At 62.5% G+C, this 24,363-nt stretch carries 29 protein-coding genes; 12 read left to right on the top strand and 17 right to left on the bottom strand.

Annotated features, from left to right (window positions below; translation table 11 throughout):
* Positions 1–149: 149 nt before the first annotated feature.
* From EZI54_RS04105 to EZI54_RS04145, 9 genes are all read left to right on the top strand, one after another.
* Positions 150–1,715 (top strand): ABC transporter substrate-binding protein, encoded by a 1,566-nt coding sequence (locus tag EZI54_RS04105; RefSeq protein ID WP_131479325.1) that lies wholly within the window; start codon positions 150–152, stop codon positions 1,713–1,715.
* Positions 1,716–1,861: 146 nt separating this feature from the next.
* Entirely contained in the window at positions 1,862–2,911 is a 1,050-nt protein-coding gene (locus tag EZI54_RS04110; protein WP_131479327.1) for an ABC transporter permease, read from the top strand.
* Positions 2,908–3,846 carry an ABC transporter permease gene (locus tag EZI54_RS04115; protein ID WP_131479329.1) on the top strand — a complete coding sequence of 313 codons (939 nt, stop codon included), beginning with the start codon at positions 2,908–2,910 and terminating at the stop codon, positions 3,844–3,846. Before EZI54_RS04110 ends, EZI54_RS04115 begins: the two co-directional genes overlap by 4 nt.
* Before the next feature lie 3 nt (positions 3,847–3,849).
* Positions 3,850–4,848, top strand: coding sequence for an ABC transporter ATP-binding protein (locus tag EZI54_RS04120; protein WP_131479331.1), 999 nt, complete (start codon positions 3,850–3,852; stop codon positions 4,846–4,848).
* Positions 4,845–5,864, top strand: coding sequence for an ABC transporter ATP-binding protein (locus tag EZI54_RS04125; protein WP_131479333.1), 1,020 nt, complete (start codon positions 4,845–4,847; stop codon positions 5,862–5,864). Before EZI54_RS04120 ends, EZI54_RS04125 begins: the two co-directional genes overlap by 4 nt.
* A 71-nt stretch (positions 5,865–5,935) precedes the next feature.
* The gene (locus tag EZI54_RS04130; protein ID WP_131479335.1) at positions 5,936–6,850 is read left to right on the top strand and encodes a LysR family transcriptional regulator; all 915 of its coding nucleotides are present in this window, start codon (positions 5,936–5,938) and stop codon (positions 6,848–6,850) included.
* Positions 6,843–8,138 carry a Xaa-Pro dipeptidase gene (gene pepQ / locus EZI54_RS04135; protein ID WP_131479337.1) on the top strand — a complete coding sequence of 432 codons (1,296 nt, stop codon included), beginning with the start codon at positions 6,843–6,845 and terminating at the stop codon, positions 8,136–8,138. The genes EZI54_RS04130 and pepQ overlap by 8 nt, the downstream gene beginning before the upstream one ends.
* 28 nt (positions 8,139–8,166) lie before the next feature.
* A complete protein-coding gene (locus tag EZI54_RS04140) occupies positions 8,167–9,204 on the top strand; it encodes a threonine aldolase family protein (RefSeq protein WP_131479339.1) in 1,038 nt (345 codons plus the stop codon).
* Positions 9,205–9,302: 98 nt separating this feature from the next.
* Positions 9,303–10,106 (top strand): PaaX family transcriptional regulator C-terminal domain-containing protein, encoded by an 804-nt coding sequence (locus EZI54_RS04145; protein WP_131479340.1) that lies wholly within the window; start codon positions 9,303–9,305, stop codon positions 10,104–10,106.
* An 11-nt stretch (positions 10,107–10,117) separates the two neighbouring features.
* On the opposite strand, the gene EZI54_RS04150 is transcribed toward EZI54_RS04145, so the two are convergent.
* The 5 genes from EZI54_RS04150 to hmpA form a co-directional block, all read right to left on the bottom strand.
* Positions 10,118–10,885, bottom strand: coding sequence for a substrate-binding periplasmic protein (locus EZI54_RS04150; RefSeq protein ID WP_165495677.1), 768 nt, complete (start codon positions 10,883–10,885; stop codon positions 10,118–10,120).
* Between the two features lie 85 nt (positions 10,886–10,970).
* A complete protein-coding gene (locus EZI54_RS04155; protein WP_165495678.1) occupies positions 10,971–11,429 on the bottom strand; it encodes a protein tyrosine phosphatase family protein in 459 nt (152 codons plus the stop codon).
* A 35-nt stretch (positions 11,430–11,464) separates the two neighbouring features.
* The gene (locus tag EZI54_RS04160) at positions 11,465–12,253 is read right to left on the bottom strand and encodes a sulfotransferase family 2 domain-containing protein (RefSeq protein WP_131479346.1); all 789 of its coding nucleotides are present in this window, start codon (positions 12,251–12,253) and stop codon (positions 11,465–11,467) included.
* A gap of 156 nt (positions 12,254–12,409) precedes the next feature.
* A complete protein-coding gene (locus EZI54_RS04165; protein ID WP_131479348.1) occupies positions 12,410–13,429 on the bottom strand; it encodes a branched-chain amino acid aminotransferase in 1,020 nt (339 codons plus the stop codon).
* Between the two features lie 303 nt (positions 13,430–13,732).
* Positions 13,733–14,956 (bottom strand): NO-inducible flavohemoprotein, encoded by a 1,224-nt coding sequence (gene hmpA, locus EZI54_RS04170; protein ID WP_131479350.1) that lies wholly within the window; start codon positions 14,954–14,956, stop codon positions 13,733–13,735.
* Between the two features lie 141 nt (positions 14,957–15,097).
* Here hmpA and EZI54_RS04175 point away from each other — a divergent pair, with 141 nt between their 5' ends.
* On the top strand, positions 15,098–15,538 hold the full coding sequence (locus EZI54_RS04175; RefSeq protein WP_131479352.1) for an RrF2 family transcriptional regulator: 441 nt from the start codon (positions 15,098–15,100) through the stop codon (positions 15,536–15,538).
* 4 nt (positions 15,539–15,542) lie between these two features.
* Here EZI54_RS04175 and EZI54_RS04180 read toward each other — a convergent pair whose 3' ends face one another.
* On the bottom strand, positions 15,543–15,758 hold the full coding sequence (locus EZI54_RS04180) for a hypothetical protein (protein ID WP_131479354.1): 216 nt from the start codon (positions 15,756–15,758) through the stop codon (positions 15,543–15,545).
* Between the two features lie 144 nt (positions 15,759–15,902).
* On the opposite strand from EZI54_RS04180, the gene EZI54_RS04185 reads away from it, so the two are divergent.
* Positions 15,903–16,886 carry a zinc-dependent alcohol dehydrogenase family protein gene (locus EZI54_RS04185; RefSeq protein ID WP_131479356.1) on the top strand — a complete coding sequence of 328 codons (984 nt, stop codon included), beginning with the start codon at positions 15,903–15,905 and terminating at the stop codon, positions 16,884–16,886.
* Between the two features lie 29 nt (positions 16,887–16,915).
* Here EZI54_RS04185 and EZI54_RS04190 read toward each other — a convergent pair whose 3' ends face one another.
* From EZI54_RS04190 to EZI54_RS04210, 5 genes are all read right to left on the bottom strand, one after another.
* Complete coding sequence (locus tag EZI54_RS04190) at positions 16,916–17,314, bottom strand: GFA family protein (protein ID WP_131479357.1); 399 nt, start codon at positions 17,312–17,314, stop codon at positions 16,916–16,918.
* A 90-nt stretch (positions 17,315–17,404) separates the two neighbouring features.
* Positions 17,405–17,707 carry an antibiotic biosynthesis monooxygenase family protein gene (locus EZI54_RS04195; RefSeq protein WP_131479359.1) on the bottom strand — a complete coding sequence of 101 codons (303 nt, stop codon included), beginning with the start codon at positions 17,705–17,707 and terminating at the stop codon, positions 17,405–17,407.
* 120 nt (positions 17,708–17,827) lie between these two features.
* Positions 17,828–18,160, bottom strand: a complete 333-nt coding sequence (locus EZI54_RS04200; RefSeq protein WP_131479387.1) for a YnfA family protein — start codon at positions 18,158–18,160, stop codon at positions 17,828–17,830.
* Positions 18,161–18,218: 58 nt separating this feature from the next.
* Positions 18,219–18,596 carry a nuclear transport factor 2 family protein gene (locus EZI54_RS04205; RefSeq protein ID WP_131479361.1) on the bottom strand — a complete coding sequence of 126 codons (378 nt, stop codon included), beginning with the start codon at positions 18,594–18,596 and terminating at the stop codon, positions 18,219–18,221.
* Positions 18,597–18,911: 315 nt separating this feature from the next.
* Positions 18,912–19,922 carry a hypothetical protein gene (locus tag EZI54_RS04210; protein WP_131479362.1) on the bottom strand — a complete coding sequence of 337 codons (1,011 nt, stop codon included), beginning with the start codon at positions 19,920–19,922 and terminating at the stop codon, positions 18,912–18,914.
* A gap of 134 nt (positions 19,923–20,056) precedes the next feature.
* On the opposite strand from EZI54_RS04210, the gene EZI54_RS04215 reads away from it, so the two are divergent.
* Positions 20,057–20,731, top strand: coding sequence for a Fe2+-dependent dioxygenase (locus EZI54_RS04215; RefSeq protein ID WP_131479364.1), 675 nt, complete (start codon positions 20,057–20,059; stop codon positions 20,729–20,731).
* A 3-nt stretch (positions 20,732–20,734) separates the two neighbouring features.
* On the opposite strand, the gene EZI54_RS04220 is transcribed toward EZI54_RS04215, so the two are convergent.
* From EZI54_RS04220 to EZI54_RS04245, 6 genes are all read right to left on the bottom strand, one after another.
* On the bottom strand, positions 20,735–21,403 hold the full coding sequence (locus EZI54_RS04220; protein ID WP_131479366.1) for a glutathione S-transferase family protein: 669 nt from the start codon (positions 21,401–21,403) through the stop codon (positions 20,735–20,737).
* 140 nt (positions 21,404–21,543) lie between these two features.
* Positions 21,544–21,765: a GDCCVxC domain-containing (seleno)protein gene (locus EZI54_RS04225; protein WP_131479368.1), complete on the bottom strand. Its 222-nt coding sequence runs from the start codon at positions 21,763–21,765 to the stop codon at positions 21,544–21,546.
* A 13-nt stretch (positions 21,766–21,778) separates the two neighbouring features.
* On the bottom strand, positions 21,779–22,459 hold the full coding sequence (locus tag EZI54_RS04230) for a class I SAM-dependent methyltransferase (RefSeq protein WP_131479370.1): 681 nt from the start codon (positions 22,457–22,459) through the stop codon (positions 21,779–21,781).
* Positions 22,460–22,492: 33 nt separating this feature from the next.
* Complete coding sequence (locus EZI54_RS04235; RefSeq protein WP_131479372.1) at positions 22,493–23,128, bottom strand: hypothetical protein; 636 nt, start codon at positions 23,126–23,128, stop codon at positions 22,493–22,495.
* A 295-nt stretch (positions 23,129–23,423) separates the two neighbouring features.
* Positions 23,424–23,819, bottom strand: coding sequence for a VOC family protein (locus EZI54_RS04240; RefSeq protein ID WP_131479374.1), 396 nt, complete (start codon positions 23,817–23,819; stop codon positions 23,424–23,426).
* A gap of 104 nt (positions 23,820–23,923) precedes the next feature.
* Positions 23,924–24,175 (bottom strand): NIPSNAP family protein, encoded by a 252-nt coding sequence (locus tag EZI54_RS04245; RefSeq protein WP_131479375.1) that lies wholly within the window; start codon positions 24,173–24,175, stop codon positions 23,924–23,926.
* Positions 24,176–24,363 lie beyond the last annotated feature (188 nt).

The raw sequence follows: 24,363 nt of genomic DNA on the forward strand, positions 1-24,363 counted from the left end.
AGGCATGTCGTTTTTTCGATTGCTCACTGAACAGTCAGTCACTAGTTTTACAACCCACTGCAATCTGTACTTACCGCAGATTGCGACAGAACGATCAAGAAGAACGATCCCAAAAATCCAGAAAAAAGACCGACAGGAAACGCATCGCTATGAAACGACTCCTCACTGCCTTTGTGAGCTGCGTGGCTCTGGCTGGGGCACCCATGGCAGGCTCTGCCGCGGAAGCCAACAAAGAGCTGAAGATCGCCTATGACGCCGACCCGGTGACGCTGGACATTCACGAGCAGCTCTCCGGCGGCATGCTCCAGCTGTCACACATGACGTTCGACCCGCTGATCCGCTGGACCAAGGACCTGACCTTCGAACCGCGCCTGGCCAAGAGCTGGGAACGGATTGACGACAACACCATGCGCTTCCACCTGCGCGAGGGCGTCAAGTTCCATTCCGGCAACACCCTCTCCAGTGAAGACGTCAAGTTCACCTTCGACCGTCTGAAGAAGAGCCAGGACTTCAAGGCCATCTTCCAGCCGTTCAGCGACCTCAAGATCATCGACGACACCACCTTCGACCTGGTCACCAAGAAGCCCTACCCGCTGCTGCTGAACGCCGCCACCTACATCTTCCCGATGGACAAGAAGTTCTATTCCGGCAAGGACGACCAGGGCCGCGACAAGGACATGATCTCCAAGCAGGTGGACACCTTCGCCTCGCGTCACGAGTCCGGCACCGGTCCCTTCATCGTGACCTCGCGCCAACAGGGTGTGAAGGTGGAGTTCAAGCGCTTTGACGACTACTGGGACAAAGACTCCCCGGGCAACGTCGGCCACATCACCCTGACCCCGATCAAGGAAAACAACACCCGCGTTTCCGCCCTGCTGTCCGGCGGTGTGGACTTCATCGCGCCGGTGCCGCCGACCGACCTGGAGCGCATCAAGCGCGACCCGAACACCGACTTGGTCACCATGAGCGGTACCCGCATCATCCTCTTCGAAATGAACCAGAAGCGGGTTGAAGCCTTCAAGGACAAGCGCGTGCGCCAGGCCTTTGCCTACGCCATCAACCAGGAAGGCATCGCCGCCAAGATCATGAAAGGCTTTGCCACCCCGGCCGCCCAGCTGTCGCCGGAAGGCTACCAGGGTCACGTTGACGGCCTGAAGCCGCGCTACGACATTGCCAAGGCGAAGGAACTGATGAAGGAAGCCGGCTATGAGGATGGCTTCACCATCACCATGATGGCGCCGAACAACCGCTACGTGAACGACGACAAGATCGCCCAGGCGGTCGCCGCCATGCTGGCGCGCATCAACGTCAAGGTGGACCTGAAGACCCTGCCGAAAGCGCAGTACTGGCCTGAGTTCGACAACCGCGCCGCGGACATGATGATGATCGGCTGGCACGCGGACACCGAGGACTCCGCCAACTTCTACGAGTTCCTGACCATGTGCCCGAACGCCGACACCGGCGCCGGCCAGTACAACGCAGGCAACTACTGCAACCCGGAACTGGACAAGCTGGTCGAGCAGGCCAACGTCGAGACCGACCGGGCCAAGCGCGCCCAGATGCTGCAGAAGGTGGAGCAGGGGCTGTACGACGATGCGGCCTTCATCCCGCTGCACTGGCAGGACCTGGCCTGGGCCTCCAAGAAGAACGTCGAGATCGAGCCGATCCTCAACGTGATGAACTTCCCTTACATCGGCGACCTGGTCGTCAAGTAAGTCGAAGGGCCTGACACGGAAGCCGGGCCCTCAGCATCCCGCTGGGGCCCGGTTTTTGTATCCGAACAATAAATTAACCCAAGCAACCCGGGCTGACAGGTGTCACGAGCGCCTGCGATGCCCAAGCCAGCTATCGGTGTAACCCCATGTTAGCTTTTTTGGTTCAGCGAATTGGCCAGGCCCTCCTGGTCATGTTCGTCATCAGCGTGATCAGTTTTGCCATCCAGGATGGCCTGGGCGATCCGCTTCGACAGATGGTCGGTCAATCCGTGTCCGACGCCGAGCGCGAACAACTGCGCGAGGATCTCGGGCTGAACGATCCCGTCATCGTCCAGTACGCGCGCTTTGCGGCCAACGCGGTCCAGGGCGATCTGGCTAATTCCTATTTTTATGGCGAGCCCACCCTCGACGTGATCATGGATCACCTGCCCGCCACCCTGGAACTGGTCATTGCCGCCAGCCTGATGATCGTCTGCCTGTCGATACCCATCGGGGTTTACGCCGCCATACGCCCACGGGCCTGGCTATCGAAATTCTTTATGGGCGTGAGTACCGTCGGGATCTCGATCCCGGTGTTCCTCACGGCCATCGTCCTGATCCAGCTGTTCTCCATCGGCGTGACGGTGGACTGGTTCCCGGCGGACACCGGCTGGGGCACATGGCTGAACGACCTGCTCTCCACCGACGGCGGCATGCCCTCCTACGGCCGCGGCCAGGACCTGACGCACCTGTTCGGCACCTGGGATTCCAACTTCTTCTCCTGGGACGGCCTGCTGCACCTGATGCTGCCGGCGGTGTCGCTGGCCTCGATCATGCTGCCGCTGTTCATCCGCCTGATCCGCGCGGAAATGATGGAGGTGCTGCAGAGCGACTACATCCGCTACGCCCAGGCCAAGGGCATCTCACCCTGGCGCATCAACTTCCTGCACGCGCTGAAGAACACCATGCTGCCGGTGATCACGGTCGGCGGGGTCCAGATCGGCATCATGGTGGCCTACACCATCCTCACCGAGACGGTGTTCCAGTGGCCGGGCGTGGGCCTGATGTTCCTCGAGGCCATCACCCGCAGCGACATCCCCCTGATCGTAGCCTACCTCATGGTCGTGGGCCTGATTTTCGTGATCACCAACACGGTGGTTGACCTGGTCTACGGCCTGGTGAACCCGACCGTCAAACTGACAGGTAAGAAAGCATGACCACAGCCACCGCAAACGCGTCCCGCTGGAGCCGTTTCCGGGAGTCGTTCCTCTGGTACAGCTTCAAGCGCGACAAAGTCGCCATCGTCAGTTTCGTCGTGTTCGTGCTGATCGCAGCCGCCGCCTTCCTGGCGCCGCTGCTGGCCCCCCACGATCCGTACGATCTGGCCACCATCAACATCATGAACTCCGAACTGCCACCGGTCTGGATGGACGGCAGCGATCCGTCGTTCCCGCTGGGCACCGACGCCCAGGGCCGCGACCTGCTGTCCACCATCCTCTACGGCACCCGCGTGTCGCTGCTGATCGGCTTCGGCGCGGTGATCCTGCAGTCGGCGCTGGGCATCCTGTTCGGGCTGCTGGCCGGCTACCTGGGCGGCCGCGTGGACTCCATCCTGATGCGCATCGCCGATGTGCAGCTGTCCTTCTCCACCCTGATGGTCGCCATCATCGTTGGCGCCGTGTTCAAGGCCAGCTTCGGCAACCTGATGTTCGGCGAGATCGCCATTTACCTGCTGATCCTGATCATCGGCATTGCCGAGTGGCCGCAGATCGCCCGGACCGTGCGCGCCTCCGTGCTGGCCGAGAAGAAAAAGGAATACGTGGATGCGGCCAAGGTGATGGGCTACCGCACCAACCGCATCATGTTCCGGCACATCCTGCCCAACACCCTGTCGCCAATCTTCGTCATCGGCACGGTGCAGATCGCCAACGCGATCATCTCCGAGGCGGCGCTGTCGTTCCTCGGCCTGGGCATGCCGGAAACCCAACCGTCGCTGGGGTCACTGATCAAATCCGGCTTCGATTACATCCAGAGCGGTTCCTGGTGGATCACGCTGATTCCCGGCCTGGTGCTGGTGGTTCTCGTGCTGGTCATCAACCTGTTGGGTGACTGGCTGCGTGATGTGATGAACCCGAGACTGTACAAGGGGTAAACCATGGCACTGCTGGAAGTTAACAATCTCGATGTCCGCTTCGCGGTGCGTGGCGGCGACCTCAAGGCCCTGCGCAAGATCAGTTTCTCCCTGGACAAGGGCGAACGGCTGGGCCTGGTGGGGGAATCCGGCGCCGGTAAATCCGTCGCCGCGTTCTCCATCCTCAACCTGATCGCCCGCCCCGGCTACATCGCCGGCGGCGAGATCCTGTTCGAAGGCAAGAACCTGGCGGCCATGAGCGACCGCGAGCTGCGCCGGATCCGCGGCAACCGCATCGCCATGATTTTCCAGGACCCGATGATGACCCTGAACCCGGTGCTCACCATCGGCACCCAGATGATCGAGGCGCTCAAGGCGCATCGGCGCATCGGCACCAGGGCCGCCCGGCAGATCGCCCTGGACCGGCTCAAGCAGGTGCAGATCCCGTCACCGGACAAGCGGCTGGACCAGTACCCGCACGAACTGTCCGGCGGCATGCGCCAGCGGGTGATCATCGCCATCGCCCTGCTGCTGGACCCGGAAATCATCATCGCCGATGAGCCCACTACCGCGCTGGACGTGACCATCCAGGCGGAAATCATGGCCCTGCTGCTGGAGCTGTGCGAACAGCACAACGTGGCCCTGATGCTGATCACCCACGACCTGGGTGTGGTGTCGCAGGTCACCCAGAACATGCTGGTCATGTACGCCGGGCGCATCATCGAACAGGGCCCGACCAAGGAAATCATCAACGACGCCCAGCATCCCTACACCCAGGGCCTGATCAACGCCCTGCCGCAGATGGGGGAACCAGGCCGTCGCCTGTACCAGATTCCGGGCGCCATGCCCTCGCTGAACCGGATACCCACCGGGTGTCCGTTCCATCCGCGCTGCCAGTTCGCCACCGATCTGTGCAAGCAGGAGATGCCGGAGTATGTGACCTCCGGCAACGTCGATGTGGCCTGCCATGAGGTACGCAAGCTGATCGAGGAAGAGCAACAACAGCGGGAGATGACGTCATGAATGCCCCGGCACAACCCTTAGTCAAAATCCGGGATCTGGAGAAGCGCTTCGATCTGTCCGGCAACTTCCTGGAGCAGTTGCGTTTCCGCAACGGTCGTTTCACGCGCCAGCAGGAATTCGTCCACGCGATCAACGGCGTCAACCTGGAGGTCCGCAAGGGCGAGGCCCTGTGCGTGGTGGGCGAGTCCGGCTGCGGCAAGTCCACGGTGGCGCGGACCGTGATGGGCCTGCTGTCGCCCTCCGGCGGCGAGATCCATTACGACGGCCAGCGCATCGACGATCTTGACGGCAAGACCGTATTGCCCTATCGCCGCAAGATGCAGATGATCTTCCAGAATCCGTACGCGTCGCTGAACCCGCGGATGACGATCCAGCAGACCCTGGAAGAGCCGATCCGCTTCCACCATCCGGACTGGAATCGGCAGACGGTGCGCGACAAGGTCCACGAGGTGATGCACTCGGTCGGTATCGACCCGGACTGGGGCAAGCGCTTCGGCCACGAATTCTCCGGTGGCCAGCGCCAGCGGATCGCCATTGCCCGGGCCCTGGCGGTGGATCCGGAATTCATCGTCGCCGACGAGCCCATTTCCGCCCTGGACGTGTCCATCCAGGCCCAGGTCCTGAACCTGATGATGGACGCCCAGGAAGACCGCGGGCTGACCTACCTGTTCATCACCCACGACCTGGCGGTGGTGGAACATTTCGGCACCCGCGTGGCGGTCATGTACCTGGGCACGGTGTGTGAACTGGCGGATACCAGGACGCTGTTCGACAGCCCGCGCCACCCGTACACCCAGGCGCTGCTGTCGGCCATTCCGCGGCTGGAGGACGACCGTCCCAACCACATCCGCCTGCACGGCGAGGTGTCGACGCCGGTCAACCTGCCGTCGGGCTGCGTGTTCCACGGGCGCTGCCCATACGCCAACGAGCGGTGCAGGACCGAAGTGCCCCAGCTGATCGCCACCGACGGCGGTGCGCAGGTGGCGTGTCATGCCGTCGAGGAAGGCCGTCTATAGTGTTCGGTAGCGCGTAATCTCCTGTATTGGGCGCATCGCCACGTCGTGAACACACTCAAGGTAACCGAGGCATGGAAGTACGCTGGTTGGAAGACTTTATGGCGCTGGCGCGGACGCAGCATTTCTCGCGTGCCGCGGAATTACAGCACGTCAGCCAACCGACGTTCAGCCGGCGCATCAAACTGCTGGAAGAGGCGATGGGCACCACGCTCATCAACCGCCAGACCCTGCCGCTGTCGCTGACGCCGGCGGGGCACGTCTTCCTGGAGATGTGCGAACGCATCACCCGGGATGTGCGCGACACCCGGGACCAGATCACCGCCCTGGAGGCGGATGCCGCCACGCGCATCAGCGTCGGCTCCACCCAGGGCCTGTTCTCCCATTTCTACTCGGGATGGGCGGAACGGATCGGGATGCGCGATCGCCTGGAGATCAACCTCAAGTCCACCAACTGGGTGGGCGAGGATTTCCTGGATGCGCTGGATAACGGCGAAGTGGACATGGTGCTGTGCTACTGGCACGACGACCTGCCCTGGCGCAGCCGGCTCAACCCGGCCCGCTACGAGTGGCTGACGCTGGAGCGGGAGCGCGTCACCCCGTTCACCATCAGCCAGGATAACGGCGAACCCCGCTTCACCCTGCCCGGTTCGGTGGAGCAACCGGTACCGGTGATCGCGTATCACCCGCGCGGTTTCCTGGCCTCGGCGATCGTGGCGCACCTGGGACGGACCGCCCCCCAGGCGCACCTGCTGCCCCTGAACGAGAACACGCATTCCGCCAGCGTCAAGGCCCTGGTCAAACAGGGCTTCGGCATGGGCTGGCTGCCCTATCGGATGGGCGAAAAAAGCGAACACTTCGGCCAGTTGGTGCGCGCCGGCGACGAAACCTGGGACGTGTTCGTGGATATCCGACTCATCCGTCTGCGCCAACCCCGCGCCGACGACACACTCACACTCTGGAACGAACTGGTGAAACAGTATGCCTGACAGTCGCCTCGCCACCCTGCAAGCGGAACACATCCAACACCTGCAGACCGCCTATGCCGACATCCTCAACCAGCAGGGTTACGACGCGGTACTGATCAGCTCCGGCGCGGCGCCGATGCGCTACGCCGACGACCAGGCCCATCACCACCAGGGTTACGGCCATTTCCTGCACTGGGTCGGGCTCTCCGACCTCGAGCACAGCTGGCTGCTGGTGGAGAAGGACGGCCGCGTCCGGCTGTGGCTGCATACCCCGGTGGACTTCTGGCATGCCGTGACGCCGATTCCGGCCGAAGGCTGGACCCGGCTGATCGAAGTGACCGGCCAGGCCGGTATCGACGCTCCCGACATCACCTATCCCGAGCGCCTGGCCGTGATCGGCGACCCGGCGCAGATCTCCGGTGCGCCGGGCGATGCCAACCCGCCCAGCCTGCTGGCCGCCCTGGACAGCCTGCGGGTCATCAAGACCGCCTACGAAGTCGCCTGCATCGACCAGGCCAGCGCCATCGCCGCCCGCGGTCATAACGCCGCACGCGATGCGTTCCTGGCCGGCGCCAGCGAGTTCGGGATCAACCTGGCTTACCAGCAGGCCACGGGCCAGCGGGAAACCCAGGCGCCATACCACAGCATCATTGGTCTCAACCAGCACGCCGGCACCCTCCACTACCAGCACTACGACCTCCAGGCGCCGCATCGCCCCCGCAGCCTGCTGATCGACGCCGGCGTGCGCTACCGGGGCTATTGCTCCGACATCACCCGGACCACGGCCGCACCGGGCGAGAACCGGTTCGGTGCCCTGATTGCCGGCCTGGAAAGCCTGCAGAAACGGCTGTGTGATGCGGTGGCGCCGGGCGTGGATTACATCGAGCTGCACCAGCGTGCCCACCTTGGCCTGGCGGCACTCCTCAAGGCCAGTGAACTGGTGCAGGACATCGACGACGCGGGCATGGTTGAGAAAGGCATCACCCGCGCCTTCTTCCCCCACGGCCTGGGCCACTTCCTGGGTATCCAGGTCCACGACGTGGCGGGCAAACCCCGGCCCGCCCCGGAGCATGCGCCTTTTCTCCGACTGACGCACAGCCTGAAGCCGGGTATGGTTGTCACGATAGAACCCGGTCTGTACTTCATTCCGTCCCTGCTCGATCCGTTGCTGGAGAGCACGGACCGCCGGTACCTGAACCGGCCCCTGATCGACGACCTGCGGGGCTGCGGCGGTATCCGTATCGAAGACAATGTCCTGGTCACCGAGGCCGGCGCCCGCAACCTGACCCGTACTCACCTGCCCGTCTGAACCGGCGATTTCCAGAAGAGGAGAGCCCATGCCGCACAACGAACAGTTCGCCAGTGACAACTACGCCGGAATCTGCCCCCAGGCCATGGACTACATGGCCCGCGCCAATGAACGCGATGCCAGCGCCTACGGTGAGGATCCCTGGACGCAGATGGCGGCGGACCGCCTGCGCGAGACGTTCGAGTCGGACTGCGAGGTGTACTTTGTGTTCAACGGCACGGCGGCCAACTCCCTCAGCCTGGCAGCCATGTGCCAGTCGTTCCACAGCGTGATCTGCCACGAACTGGCCCATGTCGAAACCGACGAATGCGGCGGCCCGGAATACGCCTCCAACGGCTCCAAGCTGCTGGTGGGCACCGGTCCGGACGGCAAGCTGACGCCGCAGAGCATCGAGCAGATGGTGACCCGGCGCACGGACATCCACTACCCCAAGCCCCGGGTGATCACCCTTACCCAGTCCACCGAAGTGGGCACGCTGTACAGCATTGAGGAGCTCAAGGCGATCCGCGAAGTGGCCGATCATTACGGCTTGCGCATCCATATGGACGGCGCCCGTTTTGCCAACGCCGTGGCCGCCCTGGATGCCACGCCGGCGGAGATCACCTGGAAAGCCGGCGTCGATGTGCTGTGTTTTTCCGGCACCAAGAACGGCCTGGCGGTCGGTGAGGCGATCCTGTTCTTCAACCGTCAGCTGGCCGAGGACTTCGAGTGGCGCTGCAAGCAGGCCGGGCAACTGGCGTCCAAGATGCGCTTCATCTCGGCGCCCTGGTGCGGCCTGCTGGAAGACGACACCTGGCTGAAGAACGCGACCCATGCCAACGCCTGTGCCGAGCGCCTGGAAGACGGCATCCGCGGGATCGCCGGACTGGAGCTGTGTTTCCCGCGTCAGTCCAACGCCGTTTTCGTCGACCTGCCGGGGGATGTCCAGACCGCACTGCGGGCCCGGGGCTGGCATTTCTATACTTTTATCGGCGGCGCCGCACGCTTTGTCTGTTCCTGGTCCAGCACACTGCCACAGGTGGATCGCCTGGTGCAGGACATCGGCGAGGTGATGCGCAACCGCTGACTTCGGTACAGCGACCGGTCCGGTCATGTTAATCTGCCTCCCTGCGCCCTGAACGCTGGCGTAGGGAACGCCGTCTGGATCGGAGAAGAGGAAGTCCCGTGAAACCCAAGCCCCAACGTCTGCTCATGAACCTGCTGACCGCCATGGATGAGGACGTCCTGCGGGTTCGGGATGCCATCAGCCTGTGCGAGCTGTTCGGCGTCACCAGCAACAGCACCCGGGTCGCACTGACCCGATTGTCAGCCGAAGGCCTGATCGAATCCTGCGGGCGCGGTCAGTACCAGCTAACCGCAAGGGCCCATACCCTCACCGACGACCTGCGCCGCTGGCGCACCGCCCTGCAACGACTGGAAGCCTGGACCGGCCAGTGGGTGGCGGCACACCTCGGTGGGCTGGGCCGCAGTGACAAGCCGGCCCTGCGCCGACGGAAACGGGCCCTGGAGATGAACGGTTTCCAGGAGCTGAGCCGTGACCTGTATATCCGGCCCGATAACCTCCGCGGTGGCGTGGCCAGCGTACGTGAACGGCTCTACCGGCTGGGCCTGGAAGGCAGCGCGCCGGTGTTCCTGCTCAGCCACCTCGACGACCATTACGTACCGCGAGCCCGGAATCTTTGGGATACCACCGGACTTGAACAGCGATACCGGGATACGGCCAGCCACCTCCGGCAGTGGCTGGACCAGGCGGACCGGCTGTCGCCGGAAGCCGCTGCGCGGGAGTCCTTCGTCATCGGCGACCGGGCCATTCGGCAAATCGTGTTCGACCCGCTCCTGCCGGAGCAGATGATCGACGCGACCGCTCGACAGACCTTTGTCGACACGCTCCTCACCTTCGACCAGACCGGTCACGCCATCTGGCGGCGCCTCTATCACCTGAGTGCCGGCACCACCGCCCCGACCTGATCCGGCCCCGGTCATTCCGCCTCGGGAGACGAGAAGTCAGTCATCAGACGCCGGTAGTCTGCCGTTTTCCGGAAAGCCGACAACGCCTGGTCAAAGGCCTGCACGAATGCCGCGGGGGTCTCCGGCGAGAACATCAGGTACACGGGGCCCGCACTGATGGGTTTTTCGGAGGCCGTCAGAACGCCCGCCAACCCCAGCCGATTCGCTTCGAACCAGCCCACCTGGCGGTTGGCGACAAAGGCATCGACACGCCCCAGCGCCACCATTTGCAGACCGGAACGAACATCCCGCACCTCTTCACGTTTCACGCCGGCCGCCGACCAGATTTCCGGCGCGTAGGAATAACCGGCCGACAGGGCGATGGTCTTGCCGGCCAGGTCGTGGAAATCAGTGAACTCGATGGGCGCGTTGCGGTTGGAGAACAGGGTGGTTTCGCTGAGCGCCAGGGGCTCGTCCGGATACTGGAAAAGACGAACCCGCTCGGCGGTCTTGCCGGCGCCAAGCACGGCGTCCGCCCGGTTACGTGCCACCAGGTCCAGCGCCCGCTTCCAGGGCACGAACGCCAGATGCGAATCGTAGCCCATACGCTCAAGTACCGCGTCCGTCACCCGCCAGAGCGGACCGCCCGGCTGGCCATCCGACTCGTCCACCAGGGGTGGCCAGGCTTCGGTGACCAGTTCCAGGGAGTCGGCCGCCGCCGATGATCCACCGGCCATCAGCAGCCACAGTCCGGCGGCGACCGCCAGCAAGCGGCGATGGAAGACGGCGCGAATCGTCATGCATCGGGGCCTCGGTTGGAAGGGTAAGCCCGTCATCATACCAGTCCGCCGGCAGAGGCGACGCTGGCCTTCAGTCGTATCAAGCTCACAGACCGATATGGGCACGGTCCCATGCCAGCAGTGCCTGCCATGTGGCGTCCGGCGCCCACCGGTCAAACAGCGGCGATCGGGCGTCCGCCGCGTCATAACCCTCAACCAGGCGCAGGTAGTGGGTCATGAATGCGGACACCCGGTAGTTCATGATGCAGTGAATGAAGATCTTCTGTTGCGGATCGTCCTCACGCAACGCCTGCAGCAGGCGGCAGAAACGACGCACATGATGGGGCTGCGGCGCATCGAACGGCACCGGCAGGTGCAGGTACGTCATGCCCTCGCGGGTGACCCTATCCCCCTCGTCGGCCAGCGCCCTGGGATGGTCCGGCATCGCCAGGTTGATGACCGTGGAATAGCCGTGACTGGCCACCAGGGCAAACTGCTCCGACGTGGGCTGACCCGCGGTACCGATTTGCCCGGTGAGCGACACGAAATTGAAGATCCGATCCAAGGCAGACTCCCTGCAGGCGATTGCACGCCTGCCCCTTACGAACGCAGCGTATAGATCCGGCCACTGTCCCGGGCGGCGATCTGCTGGGGCAGGTTGCCGTTGTCGAAGCTGTACCCGAGCAACCTTATATCCTCCGCGTAGGCCTCGGCAACGATGTCGCGGGTCTGGGGCGTGTAAAACCGGGTGTAGTCGGTGTCACCCATCGCGTCGGCTCCGGGGGATCGTGCCGGCTGGCCAAGTTGCCCGGCAACCCGGGCGAAGTCGGCGTCGATATTCTCCGCGAACCCGACAAAATCCAGGCGCACCTTTTCCCGGCTATCGAGCATGTAGTGGTATTGCGGGTAGAAATAGGGGCACTTCCGCACCTGGCGGCGGGTCAGCCACTGTCGAACGAATTCGTCAAAGTCGGCAAAGCCGCCCAGGTGCTTGTCATACCAGCGCCGGTCCGCCTCGCTGCCGCCACCCTGGCGGAGGAAGGTATAGATCGAGACCAGCCGATCCCAGGGGTTGCGAACGAAGGTGAACTTGAAGTAGTCGGCGATGCAGCGCGGCTCGAAGATATTGAGATACTGCTCCAGCGTGGTATGTCCCCCGCCGGGACCGCCGAACAGACTCTGGCTGATCGCACGTCCGCCGCATTGCGGGATGTGGACGAAGATCGCCCGGCTGTCGTCGAAGGGTTTGAGGGAATACCCATCCGGGCTGGTGGTTGCACGCAGGCGTTGCGCCTGTTCGAAGGCCGCCTTTTCCTTGAAGCGGTAATCCCAGCGTTTGAGTTGCAAATATAACTGGGAGGGCAGTTTCTCCCATACGTCATGCTTCATGGCCCAATCTCCCTATCCGGCTTATGGATCCTGGACACCCCGCCTTCGATCCACACCGCCAAGGATAACGGCGCAGACAATTGTGACCAGTGTGGTCAGTGACGACACGGCCACAATGCCTGCAGATTGGGCCAGGGATCCCCCTGGCTCAGGGCCTTAGCTCAGCCAGCCGAAACGGTCGGGGGTACGGCCGGACTGCAGCGCACGCAGGGCTTCGCTCAGCTTGCGGGTGTTGGGACCCACACCACCGTCGCCGACCTGATAGCGCGTGCCATCGTGAATGAAGGCGCCCACGCCGGACAGGACAGCCGCGGTGCCGGACAGCGCCGCCTCGCCGGTACGGATCCAGTCCTTGATCTCGTCCACGGTGAAGTCACGCTCGATGACCTCATAACCCAGGTCCCGCGCCAGGGTGATCACCGAGTCCCGCGTCACGCCGTGCAGGAAGGATGGATCCAGCGGCTTGGTCAACAACCGGTTGTCATCGATCAGGAAGAAGTTGGAGGCGCCGGTCTCCTGGACATCGCCATTGGGGCAGAACAGCACCTGGTCGGCGCCGTGTTCCTTCCTCGCGCGCACCACATGGCGCAGGGCCGACGCGTAGTTGCCGCCGGTCTTGGCCTGGCCGAAGCCCGGTGTGCTGCGCATCTCCCGATCCTCGATCAGGATGTTCAGGCCACGCCCGCCGGCAAAGTAATCCCCCACCGGTGAGGCCAGCACATACACCATCGCCTCGGCCGACGGCGCACCGGCGGCGCCGATATTCTCCTCGGTACCGATCAGCGTCGGGCGCAGGTACAGGGCGCCGGGCGCCTCGGGAATGTCGTCACGGGCCAGCGCCACCACCTCGCGGATCATCGCCTCCATCATGTCCGCCGGCGGCTGCGGCAGGCACAACAAGGCAGCGCTGCGCTGGAAGCGGGCGACATGCTGATCGAGACGGAAGATCTTCACCTCGCCGTCCGGCATGCGGTAGGCCTTCAGGCCTTCGAAACAGGTACTCCCGTAGTGCAGCACGTGGGAGGCCGGATGCAGAGGCAAGGGTCCCACCGGGACGTTCTCCACGCCCTGCCACTGACCGTCGCTGTATCGCGCCAGGGTCATCCGGCTGGTAAACGCAGTGCCAAACGGTGCTGCGGTCTTGGCTTTTGCGGCTTCGGGAGCAACCTCTTCCATCAATCTGTCCTCATAAAAACGGTGGCGTGGCGGGAACCGCCCGACCTACCTGTTGGGCGCGGCCGGGGTAACTGTTCAAAATACCACCTCCGGAGCCAACCGCACAGGGACAGATTCAAAATCGGGACCGGTACAGTTGATTTGGGAAATAATCTTCCCGCCTATTCAGGCGCCACTGTACTGCAGTTACAGACCAATGGAATTGAAAAGCGGCAAACGGGTGGCCCACCGGAATGGCAGGACGCCGGGCAGCCCAGGACAGGGCCACCCGGCGTGTCGCGGCGTGGGTTTCCTGGACAGGCCTCAGTCGAGGGCCCGGGCCGGACCGAAAAACTCGAAGTGCTGATCCTCGTCCGCCACACCGCGCTGTTTCAGCAGTTGACGTACATGCTGGAGCATCGGCGTGGGACCACAGAAGTACCAGGCCGCCTTGTCGCCGCCCACCAGTTCGTCCAGCAGTGCGTTGTCCACAAACCCTTCGCTATCGCAGCGGCCGGACTCAACATCACCCGCCTGCGGCTCGCTGAAGCGCACGTGCAGGGTCAGGTTATCGTATCGCTTCTCCAGCGCCGCCAGCTCTTCGGCAAACGGCTGGACCGACCGGTTCAGGGCTCCCTGGATAAAGACGATCGGCCGCTGCGCCGGTGACTCGTCCAGCGCCACCTGCAGCATGGACATCAGCGGGGTGATCCCCACCCCACCGGCCACGAAGACCAGCGGCTTGTCCGCCTCGGCAGGCAGGTCCAGGGTGAACTCGCCCGCCGGCGGCGCCACGTCGATGCTGTCACCGGTGCGCAGCCTGTCGTGCAGGTAGCTGGATACCACGCCATCCGGCACGTCGATTCCCTCACCGGCTTCGCGCTTCACACTGATACGGAACCAGGCTTCGCCCGGCATGTTGGAGACGCTGTAGTTGCGCATGGTGGTGGTGCCGTCTTCCAGCGGAATCCGCACGGTGATGTACTGACCGGGCTGGTGCATTGCCAGCTTGCGGCCATCGGCCGGGCACAGGTAGAAGGACTCGATGTTGTCGCTGCAACGCTCGCGCTTTTCCACCAGGAAGGGCTTGAAGCCTTCCCAGCCGTAGGTGTCTTCCTGCTGCTGGTAGATCTGCCCCTCGCGCTGGATGAAAATGTCCGCCAGCACGCCATAGGCTTCAGCCCAGGCATTGATGATTTCGTCCGTGGCCGCTTCGCCCAGGACCTCGCGGATGGATGCCAGCAGGTTCTCGCCCACGATCGGATAATGCTCCGCCTTGATGCCCAGGGACGCGTGCTTCTGGGCGATCAGTTCCACCGCATTGGTCAGCGCCGCGGGGTTGTCGATGTGCTGTGCGTAGGCGCAGATCGCGCCGGCCAGGGCCCGCTGCTGGGTTCCCGCCTGCTGGTGGGCCGGGTTGAAGAACGCCTTGACCTCCGGATTGTGGGTGAACATCCGCTGGTAGAAGTGGCGGGTCAGGGTTTCGCCGTTTTCCTGCAGGACGGGGACGGTCTGTTTGATGACATCGATGGTGGCGGGGCTGAGCATGGCCGGTCTCCTTTCTGGATCAAAAGCTCTGTTATTCAAGACGCCAAAGCGGCGGCAATTCGGGCGTGCCGTTTAAAACGGTATTTTACTTACCTCTTTAAATCGGCATATTATTTACCAAATTAAGAAAGGTCAATAGGCATGCAACTCACAGCGCATACTGATTACTCCCTACGCCTGCTCATCTATATGGCGGTGCGTACGGACAACGAGCCAGCCACCGTGCAGGATGTGGCGCTGCACTACGGGATTTCCGCCCATCACGTGGCCAAGGTCGCGCGCACCCTGGTGCAACTGGGCTACCTGACGAGTCACCGGGGCCGTGGCGGTGGCCTGGAACTGACCCGTGCCCCCAGCGAGATCAACATCGGAGAGGTGGTCCGCCAGACGGAGAACCTGCGGTTACTGGAATGTTTCGGGCCGAATTCCAGTTGCCCGATTGAGCCCGGCTGCACCCTGAAGAGCGTACTGGGCGAGGCACTGCAGGCGTTCATCGACGTGCTGGACCGATACGTACTGGCGGATGTGGTGGAGAACCGGCAGGAATTGCGGGGATTGCTGGCGAAGCAGGCCGCCAGCTAGAAGCTCAGCCTTTGACGCCGAGCCGATCCAGGTATAGGTGGAGTTCGGCCTCACTCATATTGATGTGCTCGACCACCCGGCCGTACAGCATGGCCGTGGGCACGTTGCGGCCGCCCAGTTCCTTCTGGGTTTCGCTGAGGACATAGAGGATCAGCCGTTCCACGCGAGTCAGCCCATCGCGCACATCGGGGATAAAGTCACGTTCGTCCTGATATTCCATGAGCGGCCCTCACCGGTTGAATGTCGAGTATGGAAAATCACCCGCCATCGGGCAACCGCCAGAGTATTGATCCGGGACAACATCCCGGGCCGGCATCGGCGCTAGGCTGATGATTCATCGTTCAGCCCGCCGGGAGTGCCGCACATGCGAGCCATGGTCCTCCACCAGCAACGCCAGCCCCTCTGCCTCGAGGACGTCCCTGTTCCGGAGCCGGCCGGCCATCAGGTACAGATCCGGGTCAGCGCATGCGGTATCTGTCGCACCGACCTCCACGTGGTGGATGCCGATCTGACCGAACCGGAACTGCCCCTTATTCCCGGCCACCAGATCATCGGAACCGTCTCCAAGGTCGGCCGCGGCGTCACCGGGATCGAGGTGGGTCAGCGCATCGGCGTGCCCTGGTTGGGCAGCAGTTGCGGCCACTGCGATTATTGCAGGCACGACCGGGAGAATCTCTGTAACGACGCCCGCTACACCGGCTACCAGATCAACGGCGGTTTTGCCGAGTACACCGTCGCCGACGCCCGTTACTGCTTCCCGATTCCCGACGGATTCAGCGACCTGCAGGCGGCGCCCCTGCTCTGCGCCGGCCTGATTGGCTATCGCGCCTACCGGCGGGTCAGCGACCGGCAGCACATTGGTTTCTTCGGCTTCGGGTCGGCGGCCCACATCCTGATCCAGGTTGCCCGCAACGCCGGGAAGTCCGTGTACGCCTTTACGCGACCGGGCGACACGGAAGCCAAAACGTTTGCCCTGTCCCTTGGCGCCACCTGGGTCGGAGATTCCACCGTAACCCCGCCGAACCTGCTGGACGGTGCCATCATCTTTGCTTCGGCCGGCGAGCTGGTTCCGGCGGCGTTGCACACCGTACGCAAGGGCGGTCGTGTGGTCTGCGCCGGCATCCACATGTCCGACATTCCCTCGTTCCCTTACGACCTCCTGTGGGGCGAACGGGAACTCTGCTCCATCGCCAACCTCACCCGGCGCGACGGCGAGGAGTTCCTGCCCCTGGCGGCCAGCATCCCGGTGGAAACCATCGTCCACCCGTATCCACTGGAACGGGCCAACGACGCACTGGATGATCTTCGGGCCGGACGGTTTAACGGCTCGGCGGTCCTCACGATCTGACCGGCGTCAGCCGGCCGGCAGCGCCTGCCTCAGTCGTACCTGGCGGTTTGCGGCAGGTCATCGGTGATGTCGAACCACGGCGCCTTGCTCCCCACGAATACGTGGCGTTCGGCCTTTACGCCCGGGTCCGTATCCAGGGTTCCCAGCGGGAAACCGTAGATTCCGGGATGCTCATCAAATCGCGTATAGAGACTGGAACCACAGCGCGAGCAGAACCCTTTGTGCTCGCCCGGCGATGACTCGTAGAACGTGATCAGGTCGCCACCGGTCAGCGTCTTCCAGCCCGCTGCATTCACCTTCGCCCGCGTACGGAACGCCGACGCATGCAGCTTTCGGCACATGGAGCAATGGCAGTTCAGCACGTCGGTCAGGTCGCCGTGGATTTCGTATGTCACACCGCCGCAGAGACAGCTGCCTTTATGGATCATCGACTTTTCTCCGTGTCGTATGTGGGTAGGGATCAATTCCCCTTCGCTTGCCCAAGGCACAAGACAACGGTCGAACCACCGTCTCCGCCTTCAAAGGATTGATTCGTAATGGCTAACGGTCGGCTCGAAACGCGTCATGAGCTGTTGCACCTCGCCAGGTACAACGGCTTGGTTAAAATGGTCACCGGCAAACTGCTTCACGGCGTCCATCGACTCGAACCAGAAGATGGTTGTGAACTCGACCTCGTCGCCATCATCCCGCTTGAGCAGATCGGTGCGGATATAGCCGGACACACCCTGCGTCACCCGCGGCAGGATGTCATTGGTGAATAGTGTTTCGTATTTATCGGCATCGTTGGGACGAGTCCAGCCCTTCCAGATTCTTGCGATCACAAAGACTCCTCAACAGATCGGGCATCGCCGTTCGCAGCGACACAAACTGTAAACCTGAGGCCGTCAACGGCCGCTGCCCCGGTCATCGCTCCTTCGCACGGTACGGTTTCGGGCGCGGTATCATGAGCCCCGGGGTGCAAACATGATGATGGCCATACCGGTCAGTGCCACGCCGCACCCCACCAGATCCCAGACCGTTGGCCGGATGCCGTCCACCGCCCACAGCCACAGGATGGCGACAAAGATGTAGACGCCCCCGTACGCCGCATACACCCGGCCGGCCGCAGTTGGATGGAGAGACAGCAACCACGCAAAGGTCGCCAGGCTCAACGCGCCCGGCACCAGCAGCCAGACGGTTTTACCCTCGCGCAGCCACAGGTACGGCAGATAACAGCCCACGATTTCCGCCAGTGCAGTCACCAGAAAGAGGCCGAGTGTCTTGAGCTCGGACAAAAGCATCTACCTTTAGTCGTTCGAGGGAGCCGGGAACACGGCGGGCAAGCCGATATCGTTACTCGGCGGAAGGAAGATTGCCGCCCAGCATGTTCTCGACCACCGCGGCATTGTAGAAGGCTTCGACGGTCTGGATTTTATCGTCCCGGACACGGAACCAGACTGCAAGCCGCACATCCCCGATGGGTTCGAAATGGGTCTGGTAATCCAGGATCGCGAACACGTGCTCCCCGTCGGCACTGAGCTGACGGACGATCAGGTCCTTCTGGATGGCCGCCATGCCGAACTGGTAGGCCAGCATGTCGTCGCGGCTGAGGAAGTGCATATTCGGCCCCACGTACTCAAACCCGGTATCCACAAGCAGGGCCTTCGCCTCATCGAAACGCTGCGCCTGAATATCGGAAATGAACTGCGCCACGATGTCTTTTGGCTGCATAAATAGACTCCACGTCCAGTGTGGGATGGGTTCGAATGCCGGGTCCGGACAGAGGCCAGAAGAGCCCGGTACCCGTCCCACGTATATATCAAAAAGGAGCCGTGACCACGAGCCCTCGAGCGTGACTTTTCAGCGTTCCGGCTCCTGCCGGGAGGATACGCGAAGCGCGGCTCGGCAGGCTCCAGCTCAACGACCGGTGACTACACGATCGTGCCGCGCAGTGTAGTCCATCAGGAGCGTGCCGGCCCTGTCTTCTCAACCGGGCAGGTTGGACGGTGGGCCGGAGTCGAAATAACTCCGGCACTCTGGCCGGGCTCAGTACAGATAGGGCGCCAGCGCCAGTTCCAGGCGCGCCTGCGCCGAGTAGAGGTCCGATACGGACATCACCGGCTGCGTCGGCGGGTTCAACCCGGGCCAGGCCGACTGCAATTCGTCCAGGGCCTTGACCGCATGGCGCCAGGCTTCCTTGTTGCGCTGCTGCAGCACCTTCTTGTGGCTGTCCAGGTAGTCCCTTGCGGCAAGCACGAAACCACGGCCGTCCTGGTATTCGTGGACAGCAACGAACCGGCCATCGTCCAGCGCCTCGTCGTATTCCATGACCGCCTTCTTGGCCAGGGCCAGTGTCACCCTGGATACCGTCTTCTCATTCTGCCCCTCGTCGCCGACCGCTTGAATGGCCTGCTCGATAGCCACCCAGGCGTTCCGGAACGACTGGTTGATATCGCCCCAGTTCTGCACCTGGCCGGCGTCTTCCGCCAGCTCCTCGAGGTGTTCACCCAGGGCCTTCTGGCCGCGATGTTCCAGGCCGGCCTCGACCATGGGATAAAGCTCGATCCAGGGATGAGTCAGGTGCGGGCGGCCGTCGGCCACATCGCCGGATTTGATCAGCTCACGCGCTTCCATGAGGTGCCCCTGCATCATGGTCAGCATGGCCACATAAGCGCCGTCAGAGGTCACGGCAGAGACGGTGCCGGCGCCTTCGCCGCCCTCTCCGCCTTCACCACCCTCGCCACCTTCACCGCCTTTACCGCCGGCTGCGAAGTAGCTGAACGCGGGGCCAGGTGTCGCAGCGTGCTTCTCACCATCCTCGCCGCCATGGCTTTCGCCACCTTCTCCACCATGAAGTTCACCGCCTTCACCCCCATGGTGCTCGCCGCCTTCGCCAGCCTCTTCCGTGTATTTCTCACCGCCCTCACCTCCGTGGGCGTCGGCTTGCATCATCTGCCCGTGACCTTCCTGATCGCGGTCATCAGCAACCACCGTGCCGCTGGCCAGCAGTGTCGCCACACCGATACCGGTCCACAATTTCAACTTCTGATTCTTCATCCAGGCTCTCCTGAAATCCTCCGTCGGTCGGCATGACGCAACGGCGAAAAGATTGATGGTACTTTCAAGGTGAGGCATGATGATCCAAATCATGTCACAATTGCAAATAATTCGTATTCCGAACCGGAGCCCCCATGATTCTATGCATTGGCGACGTCCTGGGCCCCGAGCAACTGGCGCGTGTCCGCGCGGCGCTCGATCAGGGGCAGTTCGAGGATGGTCGCAAAACGGCCGGCTGGCACGCGCGTCTGGTCAAGAACAATGAGCAGATGCAGGCAGGCAGTGCGGCATCCCGGGCCCTGCGCCAGGAAGTGGAAAAAACCCTCTCAGGGCACCCGGTCTTCCAGATGGCCGTGCGCCCGGCGAAGATGACGTCCATCCTGTTCAGTCGCTACCGCGATGGCATGACCTACGGGAATCACGTCGATGACCCGGTGATGGGCAGCGGCCCCGGCCGGCTGCGGACCGACATCTCCTTCACCCTGTTTCTCGACGATCCGGAAAGCTATGACGGCGGCGAACTGGTCACCGACACCACCGCCGGGGAACAGTCCTACAAACTGCCCGCCGGCTCGGTCATTACCTACCCGTCCTCCACCCTGCACCGGGTCGAACCCGTCACCCGCGGCCAACGCCGGGTGGCGGTCGGCTGGATCCAGAGCACCATCCGCGATCCGGCCCAGCGGGAAGTGCTGTTCGACATCGACACCGCCCGCCGCCAGATTTTCGAACGCGAGGGCAAGACAACGGAGTTCGACCTGCTGACCAAATCCCTCGCCAACCTGCAGCGTTTCTGGGCTGAAGTGTGACGCCTACTGCCGGGCAGCCTGGCCAGCAGCGGCATTGCGCAAGTAATCCGCCCGCTGGGCGTCGTAGGCCCGCCTGAAGGCTGGCCTGGCCTCGCCGCGTGCCACGTAGGCGGAGAGGTTCGGGAACGCCCCGAGCAACCCGGACCCTCCCAGTCTGCGCAGCACCTGGATCATCAGCAGGTCACCGGCACTGAAGCCACCATCGAGCCAGTCGGCCTCCGCCAGCCGATCGGACAGGTCCGCCAGGCGGCTACGGATGCGCCCCTCGACAGCCGGCAGACGCTGCTCGTACCAGCTCTCGTCGCGCTCCAGGTAGGTGGCGATTTCCCGCTCTACAATGGACGGCTCCAGCGTACTGACCGCCGCAAACATCCACGCGACCGCGCGTGCCCGGGCCGCCTCGTCACGGGGCAGAAGCCCCTCGTGGCGTTCGGCGATGTGCCACACGATCGCGCCCGATTCAAACAGGACAAGCCCGCCCTCCTCAAAGGTCGGGATCTGCCCGAACGGATGCAGCGCACGATGGGGCGCTTCCTTCATTGCATGGAACGAGACGAAGCGAACCCGATACGGGCAGTCCACTTCCTCAAGCGCCCAGCGTACCGGCATGTCACGGGCCATCCCCCGACCGCGGTCAGGCGACTGCTCAAAGGTTGTAATGGTAGGCATCATCCGACAGGCTCCCGCTGCACGTCCTGCAGCACCGTTATAGGCTTGGGTTGCCCTGGTTAGTCGGATGGGATCGCACGGAATCTACCCGGCCGGAACACCATTCCGGCCCAGGGTCCATTATCGGTTGCCCGCGGGCGGGGTCAGCGGCCGGGGAAGCGACACCCGGCCCCCTGCTGAACGGGCGGGCACGCCACCGAACCGTACGAACAGAAAACACAGCAGTCCCCCGCCTTCGGCTTTAACAGGGCTTTGCAGGCCTCGCACTGGTAGAAGTACTGGCAGGCCTCGGTGGGCATGGTTTCTGTCTTCTGGTGGCCGCAGTTCGGGCAGGTGATGGTGGACTCCAGGGTGATCGCGGGCATCTTCACCTCCTGGTTATGCAGCAGTCCTCGCCGGCTTCTCCGCCACAAAGACCAGAAATGGCCATAGCGGCACCCCCAGCGTCCTTTCAAAGGTGATCTTACAACCGGCCTGCTCCAACGTGGGAAAAACCGAAACCGCCCGACATCCCAGGGAAATGGACGGAACACGCCACACCAGATCCTCCACCCTGTCGGCCAACCACCTCACGTAGCGGCTTTGGGGATACGTGGAATGCGCGACACCGATCCGCCCTCCCGGTTTCGTCACACGCATGAGCTCCCTTGCCCCCTCAGCCGGGTCATAAACGGGACATAGGCTGTAGGTGGAAACGACCGCGTCAAAGCTGTTGTCATCAAAAGGCAGGTTGAGGATGTCCCCGGTCCGGAACTCGGCCTGGCTACCGGCCCCGGCGTCGTCGATTCGCTGCCTGGCGACAGCCAACATGTCGTCGCTCATGTCAAAGAGAACGACCCTGCCCGATGGTCCGGCCTTTTCCAGGGCAAGCAGGGTTGTTGAACCTGTGCCTGCACCGCAATCTAGAATGTTGTCGCCGGAGTGTATCGCCTCATTCACCAACACGCGCCGCCCACGCTGATCCGATCCAGCCGTGAGAAACCAGTGCTGCCAATCATACCGTCGCGCAACGCGGTCATAGACGGACCGGAGCGTCTCTCTGTCCACGGCCTTGCGCATCAACGAACCTCCTCATTCCGATGGCCACCCTGCTTAACGGGCGGCTTCACCATTACAGCGCCTTATCAACTGAGACGAAAATGCAGCATATGCTGCAACCAATGCACCGAAGAATAGAATCCAGTCTATTGTCACGCCAAGCCGGCCAGCTCCAAAAGCACCGTAGAAAACACCCGCTACGCTCAGCACAGAACACCACGCCCTGGATCTCAATCCGCGCAGCATCAGGGTGAACCCGATCACAATTGAAAGCGTCGGACACGGGACGAGCCCCGTGGGTGCAGAATACAGGTAAGCAACCAGCGCCGTGTCATTGAGAAAGTGGGGATAAAACCAGCCAAACACGATCAGAAAAGCTCCGGGAATGGTAAATCGCATCGGAGAAATGCCCACACTTTCTCCCTGAAGGCGAACCGCCATTCCGAGCAGTACGACACCCGTAACGGTAAAGAGGATTCCGTTGAACGGGTTGCCGTGGATCCATGCGAGGGCGCTCACTGAGAAAAGCGGTATAGCGAGTAGCACCCCAACGATTCGCTCTTTCAGGTGCAGGCCGAAAACCAGTCCCAACATGAGCGCTGCGAAATACCCATGCCAGAGAATGGCAAGAAGACTCCAATCATTTGCAATTGACTGGAGGCCAGCAAGGATATCTTGCGGAGCAGGCATGGCGGTATACCCCGTTAACGCCTGTATTAATTATGTGGCCCGCCAGCAGGAAGTAAAAATCTCCGGACAAGCGCTGGGCAAGCTTTTCCGTGGACAGCTCGCTTAGAAAATAGTGCCGGCCTTCCCCAGAGAACTCCTCCACGATGAATTCAGTGGCGAGCGAGACAAGCAGCTCACTGAGCTTTGGAGCATCGTCAATCGATCCTTGGCGAAAAGTTACCATGCGTTGCCCTTGGCCACGTTGCCGATCAGCCGTGCGAGGTACGATCTTCGGCTGATCGGCCCTGTTCGGTGATTATTCTGCCCGGTGACAAACCGCCTCCACGCGATTGCCTTCAGGATCCAGCAAAAACGCGCCGAAGTAATACTCATGGTAGTGGGGGCGAAGTCCCGGGGCGCCGTCATCCTCTCCACCATGTGCCATGCCGGCCGCGTGAAAGGCTCGCACAGTTTCACGACTCATTGCCTTGAAACACCAGTGGCGGCGAGGATCTCCGGTCGCGCCCGAAGATGAAAGCACCGTCAGGTATGTATGGGTTTCATCGCCCGCGCTACAGCGGACACCGAAGCCAATCGCCTCCTCATTGTCATAAATTCTTTCAGCACCCAAGGCCTTCATGATCGCATCGTAAAAGGCTTTACAGTGACCAAGGTTTTTCACTGTTATGGACACATGGTCAAGTAGAAACATTACCCTCTCCGATTACACCGAACGCCGAGCACGGCGGCGCCCGGTCAGGGCCTCCGGTGGACGGCCATCAGCCCGGGAACAGACCTAATGTACTTGTGACAAGCTCACCCCAAAACCGGTCGCATAAAGCTGCGCTCACAGCTTATTACACAACGGGTTTCTTCGGCGTATTTGAAGGCGGCCTGGCAATCCGAGTCGTTGAGCGAAGCCTCACGGTATCTTTCATAGGCTGGCAAAAAATACCCATGATGCTGACCGCCGAATTTCCCGACCAGGGGGATCCACATTTTCGAGTAGCGCTCGAACTCGGCGGTTTTGTAGGGATCGATGACGTACTTTACATAGCAGGTAACCATTTGAATTCCTTTCAGTTGGCCTTGTAACACTCCGGTTCAGCGGGCCGTCCGCTGCACCCGATTGATACTGATTGAGCCTTCTCCCCAGCCTAGCGGCGGACCGCTAAGCTGGAAGGCGACCAAGCTCTACAAGGGAGAAGACTCATGAATTTCTACCATAGCACCCACCGTCATTACTGTGGAATCGA

It is taken from the genome of Marinobacter halodurans (assembly GCF_004327985.1).
Lineage (GTDB): Bacteria > Pseudomonadota > Gammaproteobacteria > Pseudomonadales > Oleiphilaceae > Marinobacter_A > Marinobacter_A halodurans.

What these genes read in the sequence shown, in the direction of transcription:
- EZI54_RS04205 (WP_131479361.1), bottom strand. Translation starts at nt 18,596, where the DNA reads ATGCAGCCAAAAGACATCGTGGCGCAGTTCATTTCCGATATTCAGGCG.
- EZI54_RS04110 (WP_131479327.1), top strand. Translation starts at nt 1,862, where the DNA reads ATGTTAGCTTTTTTGGTTCAGCGAATTGGCCAGGCCCTCCTGGTCATG.
- EZI54_RS04190 (WP_131479357.1), bottom strand. Translation starts at nt 17,314, where the DNA reads ATGATCCATAAAGGCAGCTGTCTCTGCGGCGGTGTGACATACGAAATC.
- EZI54_RS04125 (WP_131479333.1), top strand. Translation starts at nt 4,845, where the DNA reads ATGAATGCCCCGGCACAACCCTTAGTCAAAATCCGGGATCTGGAGAAG.
- EZI54_RS04180 (WP_131479354.1), bottom strand. Translation starts at nt 15,758, where the DNA reads ATGGAATATCAGGACGAACGTGACTTTATCCCCGATGTGCGCGATGGG.
- EZI54_RS04235 (WP_131479372.1), bottom strand. Translation starts at nt 23,128, where the DNA reads ATGCCTGCTCCGCAAGATATCCTTGCTGGCCTCCAGTCAATTGCAAAT.
- EZI54_RS04215 (WP_131479364.1), top strand. Translation starts at nt 20,057, where the DNA reads ATGATTCTATGCATTGGCGACGTCCTGGGCCCCGAGCAACTGGCGCGT.
- EZI54_RS04245 (WP_131479375.1), bottom strand. Translation starts at nt 24,175, where the DNA reads ATGGTTACCTGCTATGTAAAGTACGTCATCGATCCCTACAAAACCGCC.
- EZI54_RS04115 (WP_131479329.1), top strand. Translation starts at nt 2,908, where the DNA reads ATGACCACAGCCACCGCAAACGCGTCCCGCTGGAGCCGTTTCCGGGAG.
- EZI54_RS04120 (WP_131479331.1), top strand. Translation starts at nt 3,850, where the DNA reads ATGGCACTGCTGGAAGTTAACAATCTCGATGTCCGCTTCGCGGTGCGT.
- hmpA (WP_131479350.1), bottom strand. Translation starts at nt 14,956, where the DNA reads ATGCTCAGCCCCGCCACCATCGATGTCATCAAACAGACCGTCCCCGTC.
- EZI54_RS04140 (WP_131479339.1), top strand. Translation starts at nt 8,167, where the DNA reads ATGCCGCACAACGAACAGTTCGCCAGTGACAACTACGCCGGAATCTGC.
- EZI54_RS04220 (WP_131479366.1), bottom strand. Translation starts at nt 21,403, where the DNA reads ATGATGCCTACCATTACAACCTTTGAGCAGTCGCCTGACCGCGGTCGG.
- EZI54_RS04240 (WP_131479374.1), bottom strand. Translation starts at nt 23,819, where the DNA reads ATGTTTCTACTTGACCATGTGTCCATAACAGTGAAAAACCTTGGTCAC.
- EZI54_RS04230 (WP_131479370.1), bottom strand. Translation starts at nt 22,459, where the DNA reads ATGCGCAAGGCCGTGGACAGAGAGACGCTCCGGTCCGTCTATGACCGC.
- pepQ (WP_131479337.1), top strand. Translation starts at nt 6,843, where the DNA reads ATGCCTGACAGTCGCCTCGCCACCCTGCAAGCGGAACACATCCAACAC.
- EZI54_RS04225 (WP_131479368.1), bottom strand. Translation starts at nt 21,765, where the DNA reads ATGCCCGCGATCACCCTGGAGTCCACCATCACCTGCCCGAACTGCGGC.
- EZI54_RS04165 (WP_131479348.1), bottom strand. Translation starts at nt 13,429, where the DNA reads ATGGAAGAGGTTGCTCCCGAAGCCGCAAAAGCCAAGACCGCAGCACCG.
- EZI54_RS04185 (WP_131479356.1), top strand. Translation starts at nt 15,903, where the DNA reads ATGCGAGCCATGGTCCTCCACCAGCAACGCCAGCCCCTCTGCCTCGAG.
- EZI54_RS04105 (WP_131479325.1), top strand. Translation starts at nt 150, where the DNA reads ATGAAACGACTCCTCACTGCCTTTGTGAGCTGCGTGGCTCTGGCTGGG.
- EZI54_RS04160 (WP_131479346.1), bottom strand. Translation starts at nt 12,253, where the DNA reads ATGAAGCATGACGTATGGGAGAAACTGCCCTCCCAGTTATATTTGCAA.
- EZI54_RS04210 (WP_131479362.1), bottom strand. Translation starts at nt 19,922, where the DNA reads ATGAAGAATCAGAAGTTGAAATTGTGGACCGGTATCGGTGTGGCGACA.
- EZI54_RS04130 (WP_131479335.1), top strand. Translation starts at nt 5,936, where the DNA reads ATGGAAGTACGCTGGTTGGAAGACTTTATGGCGCTGGCGCGGACGCAG.
- EZI54_RS04175 (WP_131479352.1), top strand. Translation starts at nt 15,098, where the DNA reads ATGCAACTCACAGCGCATACTGATTACTCCCTACGCCTGCTCATCTAT.
- EZI54_RS04150 (WP_165495677.1), bottom strand. Translation starts at nt 10,885, where the DNA reads ATGACGATTCGCGCCGTCTTCCATCGCCGCTTGCTGGCGGTCGCCGCC.